14 protein-coding genes and 1 pseudogene are annotated in these 17,716 nt (G+C 72.6%); 12 read left to right on the top strand and 3 right to left on the bottom strand.

What is annotated here, in order from left to right; all coding sequences use genetic code 11:
- Positions 1-23 precede the first annotated feature (23 nt).
- The 11 genes and pseudogenes from ACFYPH_RS11590 to ACFYPH_RS11540 form a co-directional block, all read left to right on the top strand.
- Positions 24-926, top strand: coding sequence for a hypothetical protein (locus tag ACFYPH_RS11590; protein WP_354853914.1), 903 nt, complete (start codon positions 24-26; stop codon positions 924-926).
- Positions 927-972: 46 nt separating this feature from the next.
- On the top strand, positions 973-1,632 hold the full coding sequence (locus tag ACFYPH_RS11585) for an SAF domain-containing protein (protein WP_354853592.1): 660 nt from the start codon (positions 973-975) through the stop codon (positions 1,630-1,632).
- A gap of 2 nt (positions 1,633-1,634) precedes the next feature.
- Entirely contained in the window at positions 1,635-2,435 is an 801-nt protein-coding gene (locus ACFYPH_RS11580) for a ParA family protein (RefSeq protein WP_354853589.1), read from the top strand.
- Complete coding sequence (locus ACFYPH_RS11575; RefSeq protein WP_354853586.1) at positions 2,425-3,966, top strand: CpaF/VirB11 family protein; 1,542 nt, start codon at positions 2,425-2,427, stop codon at positions 3,964-3,966. Before ACFYPH_RS11580 ends, ACFYPH_RS11575 begins: the two co-directional genes overlap by 11 nt.
- 4 nt (positions 3,967-3,970) lie before the next feature.
- Entirely contained in the window at positions 3,971-4,873 is a 903-nt protein-coding gene (locus tag ACFYPH_RS11570) for a type II secretion system F family protein (protein ID WP_355064680.1), read from the top strand.
- Between the two features lie 46 nt (positions 4,874-4,919).
- Positions 4,920-5,789: a type II secretion system F family protein gene (locus ACFYPH_RS11565; RefSeq protein ID WP_354853911.1), complete on the top strand. Its 870-nt coding sequence runs from the start codon at positions 4,920-4,922 to the stop codon at positions 5,787-5,789.
- Positions 5,790-5,814: 25 nt separating this feature from the next.
- Positions 5,815-6,018, top strand: a complete 204-nt coding sequence (locus ACFYPH_RS11560; protein ID WP_354853908.1) for a hypothetical protein — start codon at positions 5,815-5,817, stop codon at positions 6,016-6,018.
- Positions 6,019-6,023: 5 nt separating this feature from the next.
- Positions 6,024-6,467: a TadE/TadG family type IV pilus assembly protein gene (locus ACFYPH_RS11555; RefSeq protein ID WP_355064678.1), complete on the top strand. Its 444-nt coding sequence runs from the start codon at positions 6,024-6,026 to the stop codon at positions 6,465-6,467.
- The gene (locus ACFYPH_RS11550; RefSeq protein WP_354853577.1) at positions 6,464-6,931 is read left to right on the top strand and encodes a TadE/TadG family type IV pilus assembly protein; all 468 of its coding nucleotides are present in this window, start codon (positions 6,464-6,466) and stop codon (positions 6,929-6,931) included. Before ACFYPH_RS11555 ends, ACFYPH_RS11550 begins: the two co-directional genes overlap by 4 nt.
- Positions 6,928-7,359 (top strand): pilus assembly protein TadG-related protein, encoded by a 432-nt coding sequence (locus ACFYPH_RS11545; protein ID WP_354853574.1) that lies wholly within the window; start codon positions 6,928-6,930, stop codon positions 7,357-7,359. The genes ACFYPH_RS11550 and ACFYPH_RS11545 overlap by 4 nt, the downstream gene beginning before the upstream one ends.
- A gap of 14 nt (positions 7,360-7,373) precedes the next feature.
- Positions 7,374-8,406: pseudogene (locus ACFYPH_RS11540) on the top strand (LysM peptidoglycan-binding domain-containing protein); the annotation flags it as partial.
- Between the two features lie 457 nt (positions 8,407-8,863).
- Here the strand turns inward: ACFYPH_RS11540 and ACFYPH_RS11535 are convergent.
- The gene (locus tag ACFYPH_RS11535) at positions 8,864-9,715 is read right to left on the bottom strand and encodes a Rieske 2Fe-2S domain-containing protein (RefSeq protein ID WP_354853571.1); all 852 of its coding nucleotides are present in this window, start codon (positions 9,713-9,715) and stop codon (positions 8,864-8,866) included.
- 117 nt (positions 9,716-9,832) lie between these two features.
- Here ACFYPH_RS11535 and ACFYPH_RS11530 point away from each other — a divergent pair, with 117 nt between their 5' ends.
- Positions 9,833-10,603 carry a crotonase/enoyl-CoA hydratase family protein gene (locus tag ACFYPH_RS11530; RefSeq protein ID WP_387181060.1) on the top strand — a complete coding sequence of 257 codons (771 nt, stop codon included), beginning with the start codon at positions 9,833-9,835 and terminating at the stop codon, positions 10,601-10,603.
- A 30-nt stretch (positions 10,604-10,633) separates the two neighbouring features.
- Here ACFYPH_RS11530 and ACFYPH_RS11525 read toward each other — a convergent pair whose 3' ends face one another.
- A complete protein-coding gene (locus ACFYPH_RS11525; RefSeq protein ID WP_387181056.1) occupies positions 10,634-14,374 on the bottom strand; it encodes a discoidin domain-containing protein in 3,741 nt (1,246 codons plus the stop codon).
- 185 nt (positions 14,375-14,559) lie between these two features.
- Entirely contained in the window at positions 14,560-17,481 is a 2,922-nt protein-coding gene (locus ACFYPH_RS11520) for a discoidin domain-containing protein (protein ID WP_387181053.1), read from the bottom strand.
- Positions 17,482-17,716: the final 235 nt, after the last annotated feature.

The raw sequence follows: 17,716 nt of genomic DNA, 5'->3' as shown, positions 1-17,716 counted from the left end.
CCCGCACCGGCGCGGCCCGGCGGATGCTCGCGGGGGCCGGTCTGGCGTTGCTACTGGTGGTCGGCGCGACCCTGCCGGCCGCCGCCGCCCGACGCGCCGACCCGGGGGCCGGATGTCCGCCCGGCCAACCGGACTGCAACGTCTGGGACGACGAGCCCGGTACGCCGGGCGGCCCCGGCGGCGGGGGCGACAACGGCGGCGGCGACTCCGGCGGCGGCGGGGGCGGCGGTGTCTGTCAGTGGGGCGGGCGGACGATCCCCTGCTACGACGACCTGCTGGGCTGGTTCAACAACGGCGACGGCTGCTACTACAAGCTCGCCTCGCCGCAGAAGCCGGCACCCGAGGGTCAGCAGTGGTACGTGCAGACCTGCAACGGGGGCGATCTCGGCGCACAGGACACGGTGCTGCGGGACGGGCCGCCGCCCGGCTTCGGCGCTCCGCCGGACCCGGAGGAGCTGGCCCGCCGGGCCCTGGCGTCGATCAAGCTGCTGCCGGCGCGGCTCAAGGTGGCGCCCCGCAAGGACATCGGCCCGGGCCTGGTCGGCCTGCCCGTGTGGATGTGGGCCACCCCGAGCGCCAGCTACTTCGGGCCGCTGCGCGCCTCCGCGTCCGACCGTGGGCTGACCGTCTCGATCGAGGCGAAGGTCGACCGGATCGTCTGGAACATGGGCAACGGCGACACGGTCACCTGCACCAAGGCCGGCACCCCGTACGACCCGAAGGGCAAGCGCGCCGGCCGCACCTCCCCGGACTGCGGCTACGACCGCGGCTACCCGAAGGCCGGCACCTACCGGGTGGGCGCCACCACGTACTGGACGGTGCGCTGGTGGACCGACGACGGCGACGAGGGTGACCCGATCCCGCAGACCCGGACCAGCGGCACCGTGCCGGTCCAGATCAAGGAACTCCAGGTGGTGACCAGGTGAGTGAGCCGGTTCTGCGAGCCCCACAGTCGGGAATGGAGATCGAACGGTGAGTGTGGCTACGCGTAACGCGACCGGGCCGGTGGACGCGCCGGTCAGCCCGCCCAAGGTGGTCCGGCAGCGCCGCGTCCGCCCAGGGCTGCTGGGTCTCGCCGTACTCCTGATCGCCCTCGGTGGGCTGGGGGCGGCGTTCGCGGTCACCTCGGTCCGGGCCACCGGCAGCTACCTCGCGGTGGCCCGGCCGGTGGAGGTGGGTCGGGAGGTCAGCGCCGCCGATCTGATCACCGTGCAGGTCGCCGGCGGTCAGGGGTTGCACCCGGTGCCCGCGGGCCGGCTGGACGAGGTGGTCGGCAAGCGGGCCGCCGTGGCGCTGGTGCCGGGCACCCTGCTCACCCTCGGGCAGGTCACCGACGACCCGCTGCTCGGCCCGGGTCAGCAGCAGATCGCGATCGGCCTGAAGACCGCCCAGGTGCCGGCCCGAGCGCTGCACCCCGGAGACAAGGTGCTGCTGGTCAGCACCCCGGACGAGAACGCCACCGGGGCGGCGGCCGGGGCGGGCACCCGGTTCGCGGCCACCGTCATCGACATGGTCAGCCCGACGGACGACGAGAAGGTGCTGTACCTGGCGCTGCTCATCCGGGACGTACCCGCCGTGGTGGCGTTGGCCGCCCAGGAGCGGATCGCGGTCGTGCTGACCGAGGCGGCCTGAGCATGGCGATCATCGCGTTGGTGTCCGCGAAGGGTTCGCCCGGCGTGACCACCTCGGCGTTGGCCTGTGCCCTGACCTGGCACCGCCGGCTGGTCCTGGCCGAGTGCGACCCGGCCGGCGGGTCGATCCTCGCCGGCTACCTCGGTGGTCAGCTGGACGGGCCGCGCGGCATCGGCGAGCTGGCCGTCGGGGAGCTGCGCGACGGCAACCTGGAGACCGGGTTCTGGTCGCAGCTGGTCGACCTGGACGCGCCGCGCCGGGAACGGCTGCTGCTGCCCGGGTTGGTCGACCCGGCGCAGGCCGGCAGCGTCACCCCGCTCTGGCAGCGCTTCGCCGACTACTTCAACGCCCTGGACCGGGGTACTCCCGGCTACGACGTGCTCGTCGACTGCGGCCGGCTGCACGTCACCGGCCCACCGTGGCCACTGCTGCGGGCCGCCTCGGTGGTGCTGCTGGTGACCCGGGCCCACCTGCCCGACCTGTCCGGCACCCGGGCGGTGGTCACCGCGATCGAGCGGGACTTCGCCGAACACCGGGTGCCGCCGGGCACCCTGCGGCTGCTGCTGGTCGGCGACGGGCACGGGCGCGCGGAGATCAGCCGTGGACTGAAACTGCCGGTGATCGCCCGGCTGCCGCACGACCCGCGTACCGCAGGGGTGCTCGCCCTCGGTGGGACCGTACGGTCCGGACGGCCGCTGCTGCGCGCGGCCGCCGCGCTGGAGGTGCCGGTCGGTGCGCTGCTGGAACGCCGGCGGGCACGGCTGGCCTGGCCGGTGCAGCAGGGGGTGCCGGATGCGGTTTGAGCCCGTCTCCACCGACCCACGTCAGCAGCCGCCGGCCGCGACGTCCACCGCGCCGCCGCTGGCCCCGCCGAACGGCCGGCACCACCAGTCGGCGGCGATACCGCAGCCGATGCCCACGGCCACGCCGCCGCCGGAGGTGGCACCCCGACCTCGGATGGATTTCCAGGTGGTCCGGGAGCTGCGCCGGGAACTCACCGAACGGCTCACCCTGTGGCAGCGCGGCCGGGAGTTCACCGTCGACGAGGAGGACACCGAGCGGGCCCGGCTGGCCGTCACGGTGGTCGCCGAGTACGCGGACGCGGTCCGTCGCGCCGGCACACCGATGGCCGCCGGCGAGGAACGCCTGCTGCTCGACCAGGTGACCGCCGAGCTGGTCGGGCTGGGCCGGCTACAGACCCTGCTGGTCGACGACACCATCGAGGAGGTGCACATCCTCGGCTGCGACGTGGTGCGCATCACCCGGCACGGCGGTGGGGTGGACTGGGCCGAGCCGATCGCCGACAGCGACGCCGAGCTGGTGGAGATCCTCCAGGCGGCGGCGCGGCGGGCCGGCGCGACCGAACGGTCACTGTCCACCGTGAAGCCCACCCTGGACCTGCAACTGCCCGACGGCAGCCGACTGGCCGCGGTGTTCCTGGTCAGCCACCGGCCGTACGCGGTGATCCGCAAGCACAACACCCTGGACGTGAGCCTCGACGACGTGGCCGGCGCCCGGGGTGACCTGGACGAGATGATCGACCCGCTGCTGCGCGACTTCCTGCGTGCGGCGATGCGCGCCGGGTTGAACATCATGGTCGCCGGGCTGGCCGGCGCCGGGAAGACCACGATCATCCGGGCGCTCATGAACGAGATCCCACCCGACGAGCCGTACGTGCTGCTGGAGGAGAGTCGGGAGTTGTTGCCGGCCCGTCGCCGGGAGCGGCACCGGGCGGTGATGAGCTTCGAGGCGCGGGAGGGGCACGGCGAGCGCGGCTTCGACGGCCGGCCGGCGGGTGAGGTGACCATCGCCGACCTGATCCCGCTCTCGCTGCGGATGGGCGTGCTGCGGATCATCGTGGGCGAGGTCCGGTCCCGGGAGATCGTGCCGATGCTCCAGGCGATGACCACCAGCCGGGGCTCGATGTGCACCATTCACGCCCGTACGGCTGCCGGGGTGGGTGAACGGATCGTCGAGCTGGCGCTGGCGCACGGCCGGGAGATGACCGTCGACCAGGCTCGCCGGATGGCCGGCAACGCCCTCGATCTGATCGTCTACGTCACAGTCGAGGACGAGAGCGCGATCGGCGGCCGTAAGCACCGGTTCGTCTCGCACGTGGAGGAGGTGATCGGGGCCGGTGAGGCCGGACGGATCACCACCACCACCGTCTTCGGTCCCGGTCCGGACGGCCGCGCCGTCCCCCGGCACCTCCCGGAACGGGTTCGCGACCAGTTGCTGCGGGTGGGGTACGACGCCCGGCTGCTGACCCGGTGGATCGAGGCCGGTACGGGTGCCTGGCGGCGTCCCCGACAGACCCGACTGGCCCGGCGGTGACCTGATGGGAAACAGCCTGGAGTTGATCGCTGTGGTCTCCGGGGCCGCCTGTGTGGCCGGGCTGCTGCTGGCGGTCGTCGCGCTGGTGGGCAGCCGCCGGCCCGCCGGGGCCGGCCCGGGAGCGGGGCCCGGCCTGAGCCGCCTCTGGCGCGGCTCCGGCGCCACTCCAGCCGAGCGGCGGGCCTACCAGGCGCTGCTGCTCACCGCGGTGGTCGCCGGGGCGTTGGCGTTCCTGCTGACCGGGCTGCCGGTGGTGGGCCTGCTGGTGGCGGTGGCGGTGCCCGGCACGCCTTGGCTGTTCGCCGTCGGCAAGGCCGAGCAGCGGGCGATCGCCCGGATCGAGGCCGTCGGCGAGTGGACCCGCCGGCTCAAGGACGTCTCCGGTACGGGGCAGGGCCTCCAACAGGCGATCATCAGCACGATCGGCAGCGTGCCACCCGGCATCGAGGACGAGGTACGGCTGCTCGCCGCCCGGTTGCAGGCCGGCTGGCTGGCCCGTTCCGCGCTGCTGGCGTTCGCCGACGAGATCGGCGATCCGGTCTGCGACCAGGTCGTGGCGGCGCTGATCCTGCACCTCACCGACCGGGGTGAGCGGCTGGGCGACGTGCTGGGCTCGATCGCCGGCGCGGCGGCCGCGGAGGTGGCGACCCGCCGGGAGATCGAGGCCAAGCGCACCCAGCCCCGGTTCGCGGTCCGCTTCCTGACCGGGATGACGCTGGCGACGCTGGCGTACGGGCTGGTCAACACCGAATACATCAAGCCGTACGGCACACCGACGGGTCAGGTGGTGATGGCCGCTCTCGGTGCCGCATTCATCGGCCTGCTGGCCTGGGTGCGGTCGATGAGCCAGCCGCAGCGGCCGGCCCGGTTCCTGCCGGCCCCCGACCCGCAGGAGGTGATCGCGTGAGCGCGAGCGGCGAAGCGCGGCGCAGCCCCGGAAGGCGGTCGCGGTGATCCTCAACTGGCACCTGGCCGTCGCGGTCTGTGGCGGGGCGACGATCGGGTTGGGCTTGTTCCTGGTGATCCGGGAGCTGGTTCCGGCGACCCCCGCGCTCGGGCCGGCGCTGCGCCGCCTGCACCAGCCGCCGGGCACCGGGCGGGTGGCCGCTCCCGCCTCCCGCCGGCTGGACTGGCTGACCGGGCTGTCCCGCTGGTTGCGACCACCGCACCGGCAGCTCGCCCTGATCGGTCAGACCCCCGAGCAGTACGCGCTGTCGGTGCTGCTGTCCGCGCTCATCGGACTGGCCACGCCGACCCTGCTCGGGGTGGCGCTGTTCGTGCTCGGTGTCTCGCTGCCGCTTGTCGTACCGGTGCTGGGTGGCCTCGGCATGGCGCTGATCGCCGGCCTGCTGGCGCACCGCTCGGTGCTGGCAAAGGCGGACGCCGCCCGCGACGAGTTCCGCCAGGCCGTCTGCACGTACCTGGATCTGGTGGCTCTGCAGCTCTCCGCCGCGCACGGGCCGGTGCAGTCGCTGGAGCGGGCCGCCGCGGTCTGTGACGGCTGGGTGTTCGACCGGCTTCAGGAGTCGCTGCGGATCGCCCAGATGCAGATGCACGCGCCCTGGGACGAGCTGCGTGACCTCGCCGACAAGATCGGCATCCCGGAGCTGGGCGACGTCGGCGCGATCATGCGCTCCTCCGGCAGCGAGGGCGCGCAGGTGCACGAGACCCTGCGCAGCCGGGCCGACTCGCTGCGCGACCAGATCCGCACCGACAACCTGGCCCGCGCCGAGGGCGTGACCAGCCGACTCGACATCCCGGGCGCACTTCTCGTCTTCGTGCTGCTCGGCTTCGTCGTCTATCCGTTCATCGCCCGTGTCTGATCCGACCCCCGAGAAGGAGTACGCCATGTCCATCCTCACCTACCTGCACGTCGTGGTGACGACGCGCTTCGCCGAGCTGCGGCGGGACGGCGAGCGCGGCGACAGCCCGGTACCGACCGCCGTGATCATCTTCGGTCTGGTCTTCGTGGCGACCATCGTCACCGGCCTGGCCCTCGGCAAGGCCAACGACTGGATGAAGGCCATCCCGAACCACACGAACCCGAAGTAGCCGGCATGCGCCGAGCCGCGTCCGGAAGGTGGCGCCGGGCGGTTCTCGCCGCCCGGTGTCGCCTCGTGGCCGGCGACCGGGAGCGGGGTGCCAACCCGGTGGAGCTGGCCGTGGTGATGCCGCTGATCCTGGTGCTCCTGTTCGCCTCGCTCCAGGTCTCGGCGGTCTTCCTGGCCCGCTCCACGGCGTTGAACGCCGCCCAGAGCGGGGTCAACGCCCAGCGGCTCTACAACGCGTCCGACAGCGCCGGGAAGGCCAGCGCCACCCGGTTCCTGTCCGCCACCGGCGGCTGGTTGCTGGGCTGGGACAGGACCGGCCCGACCTGCGTGACCACCGCGGTCGAGGTGACCTGCACGGTGACCGGCCGATCCCTGTCGGTGGTGCCCGGTGTGGACTTCGCGGTAGAGCAGACCGCGCACGGGACGGTGGAGCGGGTGACCCCGCCGTGAACCGGCCCGCCGAGCGGGGCTCGGTCTCCATCGAGGTGGCGGTGCTCGCACCCGCGTTCATCGCGCTGATGGTGCTGGCCGGCGTGGCCGGACGCAGCGCGGTGGCGGCGGAGGCCATCGACGCCGCCGCCCACGACGCGGCCCGCGCCGCCTCGATCTCCCGCAGTGCGGCCGACGCCCGCAGGGAAGCCCGCGAGGCGGCTCAGCAGCAGCTGGACTGGCGAGGGCTGAATTGCAGCGGCACTCCGACCGTGACGTTCAGCGGCTCGGTCGGAGGCGCCACCACCAGCTTCGACAGGGCCTACCGCAGCGCGCTCGGCCAGGATGCGACAGTCACCGTCACGGTCGCCTGCCGGGTGTCCTTCCGGGATCTGCGCCTCTCGGCCGTGCCCGGCATGCCCAGCGAAAACCGCGTCGAGGCGAGCTTCACCTCACCACTTGACCGCTACCGGAGCCGGCGATGACCGTCCGTCCGCTCTCCGGCGACCACGGCCGCGTGAGCATCTTCCTGGCGGTGGCGATGATCGGCGTACTGGCCATCGTGGGTCTCTCGTTCGACGGCGCCGGTCAGCTGCGCACGCTGCAACGCGCGGACAACCTCGCCGCGGAGGCGGCCCGCGCGGGCGGGCAGGCCATCGACCGGGCCACCGCGATCGAGGGTGGGCCGACGCGGATCGACCAGCCGCAGGCCCGCGTCGCGGTCGCCAACTATCTCTCCGCCGCCGGCACCACCGGCCACACCGTGAGCTTCCCGCAGATCGCCGGGGAGACCGTCGTCCGGGTACGCGTCACGATCACCTACCGCCGCTCGATGCTCGGGCTGTTCGGCTTCGCCGACCGGGTCACCGTCACCGGCGAGGCGACCGCGCGGGCCATCACCGCAGGACCGTAGGAAGGAAGGCCGCCATGTCCGCATCGGGTCGGTCCGTCGTACGGCGGACCGGACGCGTCCTCACCGGCGTCGGTGCGCTCGTCGTGCTCTGCGCTCTGGTTGCGGGCGCGCCGGTCGCGCTGCTCGCCTTCGCGGGCAATCCCCTGCCCGACCATCTGCCCACCCTCGCCGAGGTGGGCACCGCCCTGACCAGCCGCGACGACGGGCAGCTCTTCCTGCGGGCCCTGGCGCTGGCCGGCTGGTTCGGCTGGGCCACGTTCGCCTTCTCCGTCATCGTCGAATTGGGCGCGCAGACCCTGCGCCGGCCGGCGCCGAAGTTGCCGGGGATGAGCCGCCAGCAGAAGGCCGCCGCCGCGCTGGTCGGTTCGGTCGCGCTGATCCTCGCGGCCAGCCCGGCCGCCGCCAGCGCCGCGGCGGTCTACACCGCTCCGGCGTACGCCCAGTCGAGCGCTTCGACCGGAGCCGCCCGACTGCCCGAAGGTGGGCCGCTCGGGATGACCGGGAGCGGGCCGCTCGGCATGGCCGGGAGCGAGCCGCTCGGGCTGGTCGCGCCTGACGGGCCGAGCGCCGGTGACCAGGCGGCCCCGGTGTATCGCGTGGCGCGGGGCGACTACCTCGGCGAGGTGGCCGAGCGGTACCTCGACGAGTTCGGCGACTATCGACAGCTCGCCAAGCTGAACCGGCTGGACGACCCGGATCGGATTCGCCCCGGCCAACTGCTCCGGCTGCCAGCGGAGGCCGCCGACCAGGGCGCCCGCCCGCACGCCACCGGAAAACTCGTCGGCCGGCCCGCCGCGCCCAGGCCGCCGGCCCCGCGACCGGCGCCCGAGCGGACCGCGCCGGAGCGGGCGGAGCAGGCGCCCCCCGGCGGTACGGAGTCGACGGGTCAGGTACCCCCGATGACCGTCGGCGCGGCGCGGGCCGGAACCACCGACCGGGTGAACCGACCGCTGGCGGTCTCCGCCGTGCTGGCCGTCGCGAGCATCGTGGGCGCCCAGATCGGCGCGGTGCTCGGCCTGCGCCGCCGCCCGGCCACCGCCGGCGCGGCTCCCCGGCTGGCCGCGGCTGCCCGCGCGCCCCGGCGCGGCGCGGATCGGAGCGGCGCGGATCGGAGCGGCGGCAGCTCCCGCAGCGGCGGTCGGAGCAGCGGCGCCGCATGGGCCGCCAGCCGCGCGGCAGCGGCCACCGAGAGCACGGCGGCGCCCACCGGAGACCCGGCCCTGAGTGCGGCACCGGGCTGGACCGGCGAGGAGGCCTGGACCGGCGACGAAGGCTGGACCGGTCGTGACCAGCGCGGACCGGCCGCCGGCGGGCCCGACTGGGATGCCGTGCCGGACGAGCCATCGACCGGTCGGCACCGGCGAAGCTGACCGGTCGCGCGACAGCATGCGGCGGCAGATGGTCTGGAAAGCGATATACCTCAGAGGTATATCTATGACTCCGCGGTATGTCGACGGGGAGCGACACCAGCCCGACGGCGTCCGGTCGCGCTCAGCCGAGCATGTCAGGGGACGCGGGTCTGGAGCACGCCGTCGCGGATCCGCGTGGGCAGGATCTGCTGGTCGTTGCCGGAGGGCCCCAGTACGACCTCGCCGCCGTTGAGCCGGAACGCGCTGCCGTGCCACGGGCAGACCACGCACGCGTGGCCGTCGATCTCCTGGACCTCGCCCTCGCCGAGCGGCCCGCTCTGGTGGGGGCAGCGCTCCAGCATGACGGTGACCTCGTCGCCGTGGCGGTAGAGGATCACCGAGACGTCGTCCACCTCGCGGGTCACCAGCGTGCGCTGCGGCAGGGCCGACATGTCGACAAGCGAGTGCCAACCGTCGCTCATCCGGCGCAGCTCGGAGATGCTCTGGTTGACCTGCGCCCCCTGCTTGTACGCCAGGTGCCCGCCGATGTAGGCCCCGAGGCTCGCGGCGGACAGCCCGAGGAAGCCGAGAGCGCGGCCCATACCGTGCCGGCCGGAGAGCCGTGCCGCCAGCGAGCCGGCGTAGAAGGTCAGGCCGATGCCGTTCGCGGCGGCGTGCACCAGGCCGACGCGCCGCTGGTCGGGGGCGAGGGCCACCCAGTCGTTCAGGCCGGCGATCGCCGCCGGCACGGCGCTGACGGTGCCCAGCCCGACCAGCGCGGTGGCAGCCCGGCGCTGCCCGGGCATGAGGTCCAGCACCGCCGCGCTGATCCAGGAGCCCACCGGCACCTGCACCATCGCCGGGTGCAGGGGATGGCCCAGCGGCACCCCGTGCAGGAGGTCGCGTAACCGCCGTGGACGCAGCGTGCCCAGCACCACCCGTTGCAGCCGGTCACCCACCCGGTCCAGCCGGGACGCCTGCTCGATCTTTGTCAGGATCTCTCGCACGAGGACCGACTTCCCGGCGAACGCCGTCGCAAACCGGTCGGCGGTGACGGACCTGTAGCAACGTGTGCGGATGATCCGGTGGGTGCGCTCCGGCGCTCCGCCAGGCACCATGGGCCGATGGGTGTACGGGTGGAGCGCGCCGGGCCGGTGACGACGGTGATCCTGGACCGCCCGGCGGCCCGCAACGCGGTCGACGGGCCGACCGCGCGGGCACTCGCGGACGCGTTCCGCTCGTTCGATGCCGACCCGGACGCGGCGGTGGCCGTGCTCTGGGGTGCCGGCGGCACGTTCTGCGCGGGCGCCGACCTCAAGGCGATCGGCACGCCCAGCGGCAATCGGGTCGAGCCGGAGGGGGACGGCCCGATGGGTCCGACCCGCATGGCGCTGAGCAAGCCGGTGATCGCGGCGATCTCCGGGTACGCGGTGGCCGGCGGCCTGGAGCTGGCACTCTGGTGCGACCTGCGGGTCGCCGAGTCCGACGCCACGCTCGGGGTGTTCTGCCGACGCTGGGGAGTACCGCTGATCGACGGCGGGACGGTCCGGCTGCCCCGGCTGATCGGTGAGAGCCGTGCCCTGGACCTGATCCTCACCGGGCGGGCGGTGCCCGCCGACGAGGCGTACACCATGGGGTTGGTCAACCGGGTGGTGCCGCCGGGCCGGGCGCGGGCGGCGGCCGAGGAGCTGGCCGCGGCGATCGCCCGGCATCCGCAGACCTGCCTGCGCAACGACCGGGCGGCCGTGCTGGCCGGCGCCGGACGGCCCGAGGCGGAGGCGCTGGCGACCGAGTTGGCGTACGGGATGGATTCGCTGGCCACCGACGCGGCGGCCGGGGCGGCCCGGTTCGCCGCCGGCGAGGGCCGGCACGGCGCGATGCCGCCGGGAGGGTGAACCTCCCGGCGGCATCCGGTACGGCCTGACTCAGTTGCGGTTGATGGTGAAGGTCGAGGTGGTGTTGCGGATGTCCACCGCGTTGTTGCTCAACCGCAGGTTGTTGAAGGTCACCGACCCGACGGCCGGCCCCTGCCCGGACTCGGGCATCTCGTTGACCCAGATGCCGAAGCCGGACTTCGCGTCGTAGGCGTCACCGCTCTTGCGGGCGCCGCTGATCGAGATGTTGGTGAAGACCGTGTCGGTGACCGGGAACTGCGGCTGCCCACCGACGTAGTTGGTCTGGAACATGATGCCGCTGTAGGTCGGATCGACGATGTCCACGTCGCTGACCCGGATGCCCTGGAACACCTTCGAGGCGGAGAAGACCCAGATCGCCGGGAAGGTCTGCGCGCCCCAGAAATGCCCACCGGCCCGCACGATCGAGATGTTCTCGAAACGGGTCGGCGGGCTCGCGCCGAAGCCGTTCATCGGGTAGCCGAAGTCGAGCGAGCTGATGGTGATGCCGGAGTAGACGAGCGTGTCCGCGATGTAGATGTTGCGGAACGTGTTGCCGTAGCCGCCGTAGACGGCCACACCGGCGGCCCGCCAGGTCAGGGTCGAGGTCAGGTTCTCGTAGATGTTGTCCCGCATGTCCGCGCCGCCCGCGTCGATCGCCGAGAACAGCGCGAAGCTGTCATCGCCGGTGGCCCGGGCGTCGTTGTTGCTGACCAGGTTGTTGGTGCTGCCGTTGGTCATGTTGATGCCGTCGGCGAACAGGTTGCGGATCCGCGAGTTCTTGATCGTCATGTAGTCGGTGTTGGCGCCCCAGTAGAGGCAGACCTGGTGCTCGGCCCAGATGTTGTCGATCACGATGTTCGACACGTTGGCGAAGTCGAACACCTTGCCCGGCCCGTCGATGCGCGAGGTGTAGTTGCCGAAGTAGGCGAAGTTCGCGAACGACGATCCGGCCGCCGAGTTCTCGGCCCGGAAGCCGATGTCGGTGTTCTCCTGGCCGGAGGGGGCGTTGAACCGGGTGTACCAGGGCCCGGCGCCGGTCACCTTGACCGCCTTGCCGTACACCTGGAACTTCGACGAGGTGGAGTAGTTGCCGGCGGGCAGGTACACCCCGATCAGGTTGCCGGTGGTGTCCATCCGCACCCGGTCCAGGGCGTTCTGCACGTCCTGGTGGGTGAAGCCGGCCGGCGTCGCGTAGCGGGCCGAGTCCGGGTTCGCGATCGGCGAGACCTGCTCGGTGTTGATGAAGTCGATCGCGTACGTGGTGGTGTTGGCCGCGTCCTTCTGGAGGCGGATCTTGCTGCCGGCCGGCACGGTCGAGTTGAGCATGACGTTGGCTTCGTCGTAGATGTGCCGCGGTCCGCCCGCGCTCGGCGAGTTGCCCGGGCTGGTCTCGTTGCCGTACAGCCAGGCGTAGCGGGACGTCAGGTCGATGGCCTTGTGGAACGTGCCGTTGACGTAGACGTTCAGCGTGGAGTTGATGCCCCCGCCGCCCGACGCGTCGGGGATGGAGAAGCGGGTGACCAGCGTGTTGGTGCTGGCCCGGGTGGTGAACTCGACGTAACTGCCGGTCGAGTTGAGCGTCACCGCACGCCGGCCGGACGCCTCACCGGCCACGTCGCCGACGGTCCGGTTCGGGCCCACCACTGCCGCGCCGCCGCCGACCACGCCGTCCTCGGCCTCGTACATGTCGTACGGCATGTTGGCGCCGCGCCCGACGAAGAGCGGACGGTCGGTGGTGTTGTTGCCCTGCTTGACCGGCAGTTCGTTGCTGTCGGCGGCGAGCACGACCCGCACGGTGTACTTGCCGTTCGCGGCCGTCCAGGTGCCCAGGTCGACCGGGCCGACGGTGGCCCCGGCGTTGATCACACCGGAGTACGAGCCGGTGAGGGTACGCACCACCGTGCCCGATTCGTTGAGCACGGTGAGCGTGATGCCGTGCGACCCGGACGCGGAGGCCACGCTGCCGGCGTTGCGGATCGACACGGAGAAGGTGACCGTGCTGCCGGCCGACGGGTTGCCCGGCGACCAGGCCACCGCCGAGGCGACCAGGTCACTCGTGGCGACCGGGCTCACCACCAGCGGGCTCGGGTTGGAGTAGCTGTTGTTGGTGTCGTCCTGCTCGACGACGGTGTTGGACTCGTCGACCTTCGCGCTGAGCGGGTAGCTGCCCGCGTCGCGGGTGCCGATGCTGGCGCTGACCGTGGTCGAGGCGCCGGCCGCGAGGCCGCCGACCGACGCGGTGCCGACCCGGGTGGAGCCCAGGTAGAAGTTGACGTCGGTGGCGCCGGAGGCCGCCGAGCCGGCGTTGCGCACGGTGGCCGAGAGCGTGATGGTGCTGGTCTCCACGGGGGCGGACGGGCTGACCGACATGCCGGTCACGGTGAGGTCCGGGTTCGGCGCGGGGGTGCCGATGACCTGGAACTCGGCCACCTGCCCGGCCGGGGCGCCGGTGTTCGAGGCGATCGAGAGCCGTACGTCGGCGGCGGCGCCGGAGACCGGGATGGTCACCGTGTTGCCGCTGCCCGGGTTGAAGGTGTAGTTCGCCGCGCCGACCAGGGTGGTGAAGGTCGACGAGCCCTGGTCGCGGCCGAGCACTGTGATGTTCTGGGTACGCGTACCCCAGGCGGAGTCCGGGTTGAGCTTCAGCACGACCTGGCTGAGGCTGGCGTTCGCGCCGAGCTGCACGGTCAGCGTGCTCGGGTTGCCGTTGCCCTCCCAGTAGGTGGTCACGTTGTTGTCGTTGGCGTTGGTCGCCACGAACGTGTGCACGTACCCGGAGGCGGTGATCGGCTTGCCGACCGCCAGGTTGGTGCCGGTGGGAGGGGTGCCGGTGCCGGTGCGGGTCACCGTGTTGCTGTTCGACGACTGGTTGCCGGCCGCGTCCCTGGCCCGCACGTAGTACGAGACCGTGGCGGTGTCCGGCTGGCTGTCGGTGTACGTCAGCGTCGAGCCGCTGACGCTGCCGCGCAGCGCGCCACCCGCGTAGACGTCGTACCCGGTCACGCCGACGTTGTCCGTGGACGCGGACCAGGCGAGCCGGATCTGACCACTGGCGGGCTGGGTGTAGGCCAGATTGCCGGGGGCGCTGGGGGCCTGGGTGTCGGTGCTGCCGCTGGCGCCGTACACCTCGACCTCGGAGAACTGGGCAGCCGGCCAGCCGGTGTTGCCGGTGACCTGCACCCGTACGTAGCGGGTGCTGGCCGCGGTGAAGCTGACGGTCGCGGTGTTGCCGGTGCCCGGGTCGAACGTGTAGCCGCCGGACGCCTTCAGGGTGGTGAAGGTCGAGCCGTTGGTGGAGCCGAGGATCGACAGCGTCTGGGTGCGGGTCTGCCAGTCCGATGAGGGCGGCAGCTTGAGCACCACCCGGTCCACGTTGACGGTGGCGCCGAGGTCGGCCTGGATCCACTGCGGGAACGCGTTGTTGGCGCTCTCCCAGTAGGTCGACGCGTTGCCGTCGTTGGCGTTGCCCGCGACGTAGTTCTGGTTGTAGCTGCTGGCGCTCATGCTGGCGGAGAGCCCGGCGAGCAGGGCCGCGCGGGCGGACCCGGCCGGGGCCGGAGCCGGCTTCGCCGCCGGTGCCGCGGTCGCGGGGGTGAGGGCGGGGACGGCGGCGAGGAGCAGTCCGGCCAGCGCGCCGGCGAGCAGCCGCCGGCGGGCCGGCAGTCGGCCGGCTCGGTGGGCTCGGTCGGCTCGGTCGGCTCGGTCGGCTCGGGGGACGGGACCGGGCGAGCCGGCACGCGGGGTGCCTCGGGTGGGGCCGTTTCTGGACATGGGTGGCTACACCTCTTTCGGGGGTGGTGTGGGTGCGTTGCCCGGTGACGGGTGCAGGGGTACGCCCGTCGTGCCGCGACAGGTGGGGGACGGTGCGGTGCGGGACGGGTGCGGGCGGGCCGGCGCCGCGCTGCGCCGGGCTCCCGACCGGTGGCCCCCGCCCTGCTCGGACGGGGGCCGTCGGCCTAGCTGGAGTAGACCTCGAACTCGCTGAGCTGGCCGGCGGGCCAGCCGGTGTTGCCGGTGACGGTCAGCCGCAGGTACCGCTGGCTGGTCGCCGTGAAGGTCACGGTGACCGTGTTGCCGCTGGCCGGGTTGAACGTGTAGCCGGCGGACGCCTTCAGGGTGGTGAACGACGAGCCGGTGGTGGAGCCGAGCACCGACAGCGTCTGCGTACGGGTCTGCCATGCCGACGACGGCGGCAGCTTCAGCACGACCCGGGACACCGAACGGGTGGCGCCCAGGTCCACCGTCAGCGACTGCGGGAAGGCGTTGTTGGCGCTCTCCCAGTAGGTGTTGGCGTTGCCGTCCACCGCGTTGGGAGCGGCGTACACGTCGGAGTGGCTGGTTTCGGTGATCGACCGTCCGGCCGCGAGGTTGCCACTGGGCGGGGGCGTCGTCGGCGGGGCGGTGGTCGGTGGGGCCGTCGTCGGTGCTGCGGTGGTGGGCGGCGGCGTGGTGGCGGTGCCGCCGTACACCTCGACCTCGCTGAGCTGGGCGGCCGGCCAGCCCGTGTTGCCGGTGACGGTGACCCGGATGTAGCGGCGGTCACCGGAGGGCAGCCCGATCGACACGGTGTTGCCCGTGCCGGGGTCGAAGACCCGACCGGCGGACGACGCCAGGGTGCTGTACGACGAGCCGTCGGTGGAGCCGAGCACCGACAGCGTCTCGGTGCGCTGCTCCCAGCCGGCGGGCAGCTTGAGCACCACCCGGTCGACCGAGCGGGCCGCGCCCAGGTCCACCGTCAGCGACTGCGGGAAGGCGTTGTTGGCGCTCTCCCAGTAGGTGGCCGCGTTGCCGTCCACGGCGTTGCCCGCCGTGTAGCTCTGGTTGGTGCTGGTCGCGGTCGTCGACCGGTTCAGCGCCAGGTTCCCGCCGGTGGGCGGCGGCGTGGTCGGGGGCGGCGTGGTCGGCGGTGCGGTGGTGGGTGGCGCGGTGGTGGGTGGCGCGGTGGTGGGGCCGGTGGTCGGCGGGGTGCTGGGGCCGCCACCCCACTGCGGCTCCGGCCACGGGCCGCAGTACGGGGTCGACGTGTACCAGCCCGAGTTGCCGGAACCCTGGGTGATCTGGAAGCCGCCGCCCACGCAGTTGTGCATCGGGTTGCTCTGCGCGATGTTGGTGGCGCGCACGTTGGTGAACGACACCTGGCTGGGCGCCTGCACCTGGAGCGCGTACGTGCCGGCGCCGTCGATCCGTACGTTGGTGAGGTTGATCCCGCTGGTCTGGCCCTCGATCCAGTGCAGCGCGGCGTACGAGCTGTCCAGGATGTCGGTGTCGGTGATGTTGATGGTGGCCTGCTGGAACGCCTCGTTGAGGGCGGAGAACCAGATCGCCCCGACGCCGAAGTTCCAGTTGTAGTCCGAGTTGCCGTTGCGGATCAAGGTGTTCCGGGCGATCGTCCAGGTGCCCCGGACCGCGGTGTCACCCTGCACGCCCGGGTAGCGGTTGGCGACGTGGATGCCACCGCCGTTGGTCAGCGAGTCGGCCGTCACGTTGTCGGTGATCTTGATGTCCCGACCGCCGTAGCTGACCAGGTGGTTCGCCAGCAGCGTCACGCCGATGGTGTTGTGCGTGAACGAGTTGTTGACGTTCGGCACGCTCTGCGCCCACATCGCCAGGGCGTCGTCGCCGGTGTTGCGGACGAACGTGTTGGTCACCGTCGAGTTGGTGACGCCGGTGTGGAAGTTCACCCCGTCGGCCGTCTGGTCCAGGATGCGGCTGTTGCGGATGGTGAAGTTGTCCATCGGGCCGTCCATCCACGCCCCGACCTTGGTGTTCTCCAACCAGAGGTTGTCCACCACCGAGTTGGTCATCGCCCCGCCCAGGGCGTTGACCTGGTCCTCGTCCACCCGCTCGCGGATGTCGCCGATGATGGCGAAGTCCCGCAGGGTGACGTTGCGGCTCGGTCCGCCCGCCTCGTGCGCCCGGATCTCCCCGGTGTAGCCGCCGCCGGGGACGTACTTGCCGTAGATGCCGGCGGCCCGCTTGCGGTCGGTGGGGTGCCGCCCGCCGAGCACCGAATACCACGGGCCGGCGCCACGCAGGGTCACCCCATCGACCACCACGTGATCCCAGAGGGTGAACGTGCCGGTCGGGATCCAGACGGCCCGGCCCTGGGCCTTTCCGGCGTCGACAGCGGCCTGGAACTTCGCGGTCGAGTCCGTCGCGCCGCTCGGGTCGGCGCCGAAGTCGGTGACCACGTCGAGCACACCGGAGGGCTTGCTGATCGCCGGGGCGACCAGCTCGAAGTCCGCCAGGTCGATCGTGAAGGAGGGCGACTGGGCGGTCGAGGAGACCTGCAACCGGATCTTCGTACCGGCCGGGTAGGTGGTGCCGAACATCGCCCGGGTCTCGTCGTAGAAGTGGTGCGGGTTCGTGTCGCCCGGGTTGTTGTTGAACGGGTAGCCGCCGTAGTACCAGCCGTACCGCGATGTCACCGGCACCGACTTCAGCAGGGTGCCGTTGGCCCGCAGGTCGAGGGCGGCGTCCCGGCCGGTGCCGGCCGGGCTGTCCGGCAGGCTGTGCCGGAAGGTGACCGCGTTGGCCGGGGCGGTGAGCGTGAACTCGACGTACTCGCCGACGGAGTCGAGGGTGACCGCCTCGCGGCCGGACGCCTCCGACGGCAGCGTGCCGTACCGCCGGTCCGGGCCGATCCTCGTGCCGTTGGAGGCTGCCTTCTCCGCCTCCTGCTCGATGAACGGGACGGTCGCGCCACGGCCCGAGATGTCGAAGGGGGACAACCCGGCCGCCGAAGCCGGGGTGGCGGTGCCGGTGACCGCGAGGGCGGTCACCGTGGTGGCGGCGAGCAGGGTGGCGGCGATCGCGGCCAGCCCGACGCGCGCCGGGTGTCGGAGGTGGTGCGGGGTGGCGGTGGTGTGGTTGGCCATGAGCTGTGCTCTCCCTCTCGTCAGGCAGGCCAGGTCCCCCGTTTCGGTGCGGCGTGGCGGTTTCTCCCCCTCTCGTTCCTCCTTCCTCGGTCGTGGTGTGCGGGTGGGTGGTGCCGGCGGCCGGGGCGGGACCGCCCGCACCACCGCGGGGGGGTGAGGTCACGGGGGCGGCCGGCCCCCGCGGGCCGGCCCACCCCCCCGGGGGAACCACCCACAACGCCGGGTCCCCACGCCC

It is taken from the genome of Micromonospora sp. NPDC005252 (genome assembly GCF_042872475.1).
Lineage (GTDB): Bacteria > Actinomycetota > Actinomycetes > Mycobacteriales > Micromonosporaceae > Micromonospora.
Note: the sequence above shows the minus strand (reverse complement) of the source record. Positions and strands in the feature narration are given on the sequence as shown.